Genomic DNA, 3,031 nt, shown 5'->3' with positions numbered 1-3,031 from the left:
TGGGAGCCGACACCGACGACCCGCATCCCCGCGGCGTGCGCGGCCTGGATGCCGGCCGCCGAGTCCTCGAAGACGACGCAGTCCTCAGGCTCGACTCCGACCAGCTTCGCACCGAGCAGGAAGCCCTCGGGGTCAGGCTTCGACGCGCTGACGTTCTCCGCCGTCACCGCGAGGGGCGGCACCGAGAGTCCGGCCGCCTGCATCCTGGCCGTCATGAGCCGCAGGTCCGCCGAGGTGACGATCGCGTGCGCGTGCTCCCGCAGGCTCGAGAGGAAGGTCGCCGCGCCGGCGATCTCGATCACGCCGTCGACGTCGCTCGCCTCACGCGCGAGCATGTCTCGGTTCTCGCTGAGGTTGATGGCGTGGTCGCGGTCGGGAAGCATGATCGCCATACTCTGGTGCCCCTGACGCCCGTGCACCACGCGGAGCACAGTCGCCGGATCGATCGCGTGGGGCTCCGCCCAGGCGAGCCAGAGCCGCTCCACCACAGCGGTCGAATCGACCAGGGTGCCGTCCATGTCGAGAAGGGCGGCGCGGGCGGAGATCGTCTCGGTCATCGTTTCAGCGTAGCGCCGGGATTCGAGGATCCATCGAGTGCGTGCTCCGTACGCGCGGAGATGCCCACGGCGCGGGCGCGACCCGACATACTTCAAGAAGAATCCTCGGAAGGGGGAGCCATGAAAGCCATCAGTGCGAAGGCCATGGATGTTCTGCGGCAGCTGCGTGGCCCCGACACGGCCGACGCCGTCTTCGAGGCGACAGCCCTCATCGTCGGCACCGTCTTCCTGCTCGTGGGGTTCGCGGTGGCCTTCCCCGTGTTCTGGGGGCGTGAACTCGCCATCAGCGGCCCCGGGTCGATCGGCGTGTTCGCCGCGATCGGCGGGGCCGTGACCGCGATCCTCGCGTTCGCAGCCGGGCGCTTCGCGGTTCGGCCCGGCGAGATCGATCCGACTGCGGTGCGCGACGGCTTCAGCGTTCCGGGTGACCGGCTGCGCTGGTACGACCTCGCGGCCATCGCGTTCGCGCACGCCGCGATCGCCTATCTCGGGTGGATCGGAATCGCCGAGCTCCTCGAACGCAGCTTCACCGGCGCGCCCGTCTTCGCCTTCCCCGGGGCCGTGCTCGTGGCCGTCGCCTTCGCTCTCACCGCGTACGTCTCGTTCCTCAGCTCGGTGGCGCTGACGCCCGTGGTGCTGTCGCTCGTGCTGGCGGTCTTCCTGGTCGTCGGTGCATTCGCGGCGATGCTCGCGTCCAGCGACGTGGACTGGTGGAGAGACAACCTCTCGGCTCTGGGAATGAGCAGCAACAGTGCGTCTCTCGCCTTCAATCTCACCCTCATCATCGCCGGCATCATGGTGACGACGATCGCACGCTACGCCACGGCCGGGCTGCCCGCGTCCGCTCCGCAGGACCGGCGTGGCCGCACCGTCGTTCGTGGCGGGCTCATCCTCATGGGGATCTTCCTCGCGTGCGTCGGCGTCTTCCCGGTCGACGAGTTCTTCCTCGTGCACAACTCCGTCGCCACCGGCATGGTCGTGGTGTTCGCCGTCGTCGTGGTGGGCCTGCCCTGGTTCCTGCCCACGATCCCGAAGGTCTTCGTCGCGTTCGGATGGGCCTTCGTGCTGGTGATCGTCCTGCTGGCGGTGTTCTTCGCGACGGGGTACTACAACCTGACGGCCGTCGAGCTCATCGCGGCGGTGCTGATCTTCAGCTGGATCATCGTGTTCCTGCGCACCGCAGGTTCCGTCGTGTCGGTGGACGGACGCGAGCCCGTCCGATCGTGATCGTCAGCCTGCGTCGGCGGCGTGCAGCGGCTGCGTCGCCTGCGAGGTGCGCTGCAGCGCATCGACCGTGGCGTCGTGGCGTCGCTGCCCGATTCCGACGAACAGGCAGTCGACGACCGCGAGCTGGGCGATGCGGCTGACCATCGCCCCCGCGCGCAGTCGAGGCTCGCGTGCGTGCGTCAGCAGCGCATGATCGGCGTCGGCGGCGAAGGGGGAGGCCGCATTCCCGGAGATGGCGATCGTGACGCTCCCCGCCGAGCGCGCCGACTGCAGGAACGTCACGGTCTCGCGAGTGGTGCCGGAGTGGGAGAGTCCGATCGCCACGGAACTGCGAGATCCCAGCGCGGCGACCGCCGTGGCCTCATGCGAGTCCGAGGCGACCACGGCGAGCCGCCCGATGCGCAGGAGCTTCTGGCCGAGGTCGGCAGCCACCAACCCGCTCGCGCCGACTCCGAAGAGGACGATCCGGTCGGCGACGTCGACGGCCTCGACCGCTCGCGCCAACGCGTCGTAGTCGAGGGCAGCGATCGTCTCTTCGATCGCGAGCAGTTCGAGGGCGGCGATCTTCGCGGTCGCCTGGCGCAGCGAATCCGCGGCGGAGATCTCCGAGCCGAACCCCGAGGAGGCGCGGAACTGGGCCGATTCGCGACCGAGCTCGGCCGCCACCGCCCTGCGCAGAGTGGCATAGCCGTCGATCCCGATCGCGCGGCAGAAGCGGATCACGGATGCGACCGAGGTCTCGCACGTCGTGGCCAGCTCGGTGATGGTGCTGTCGACCACGATCGAGGGCGTCTGCGCGATGACTCGGGCGATGCGGGCGAGTGACGGCGGCAGGGTGTCGCTCGCCGCGGCGATCGTCGTCTGGACGCTCATCGGTCTCCTGCCCTGTCGCGTGTGAACAATTCTTTCATAAAGGCATGCCCGTGCGTAGACTATTTTCATGCCTACCGATTCCGCCGTGCTCGCCGTCGATCTCGGCAAATCGCGGTGTCGTGCGGTCCTGTTCGATTCCGAACGCCGTCTCGTGTTCGATGGTGCCGGGGCTCCGGGACTCGCAGCGCGAGACGGCGTCGCGGCAGCGCTCGCCGCTGTCCTGCCCGCGCTCGACGGCGTCCGCACCTCCTCGAGCGCGTTGTTGACCGCCGTCTCCGTGGGGGCCGCAGGCGCCTGGGCAGCGCCCGCCGCGGCTGCCGAATTCGCACATCGGGTCGCCACCGCAGCCGGAGTCCGCTCCGTCGTCGCCTCGG

4 protein-coding genes are annotated in these 3,031 nt (G+C 69.3%); 2 read left to right on the top strand and 2 right to left on the bottom strand.

Annotated features, from left to right (window positions below):
• The coding region (locus RTM68_RS17950; RefSeq protein WP_312173607.1) for an HAD-IA family hydrolase at nucleotides 1-557 on the bottom strand (557 nt) is incomplete at its 3' end.
• 120 nt (nucleotides 558-677) lie between these two features.
• Here RTM68_RS17950 and RTM68_RS17945 point away from each other — a divergent pair.
• Nucleotides 678-1,784 (top strand): DUF998 domain-containing protein, encoded by a 1,107-nt coding sequence (locus RTM68_RS17945; protein ID WP_312173605.1) that lies wholly within the window; start codon nucleotides 678-680, stop codon nucleotides 1,782-1,784.
• A gap of 3 nt (nucleotides 1,785-1,787) precedes the next feature.
• Here RTM68_RS17945 and RTM68_RS17940 read toward each other — a convergent pair whose 3' ends face one another.
• A complete protein-coding gene (locus RTM68_RS17940) occupies nucleotides 1,788-2,657 on the bottom strand; it encodes a MurR/RpiR family transcriptional regulator (RefSeq protein WP_312173603.1) in 870 nt (289 codons plus the stop codon).
• A gap of 67 nt (nucleotides 2,658-2,724) precedes the next feature.
• Between RTM68_RS17940 and RTM68_RS17935 the strand changes: the two genes are divergently transcribed.
• A partial coding sequence (locus RTM68_RS17935) for a hypothetical protein (protein WP_312173600.1) occupies nucleotides 2,725-3,031 on the top strand: 307 nt, incomplete at its 3' end.

The organism is Microbacterium sp. (assembly GCF_031988965.1).
GTDB lineage: Bacteria > Actinomycetota > Actinomycetes > Actinomycetales > Microbacteriaceae > Microbacterium.
Note: the sequence above shows the minus strand (reverse complement) of the source record. Positions and strands in the feature narration are given on the sequence as shown.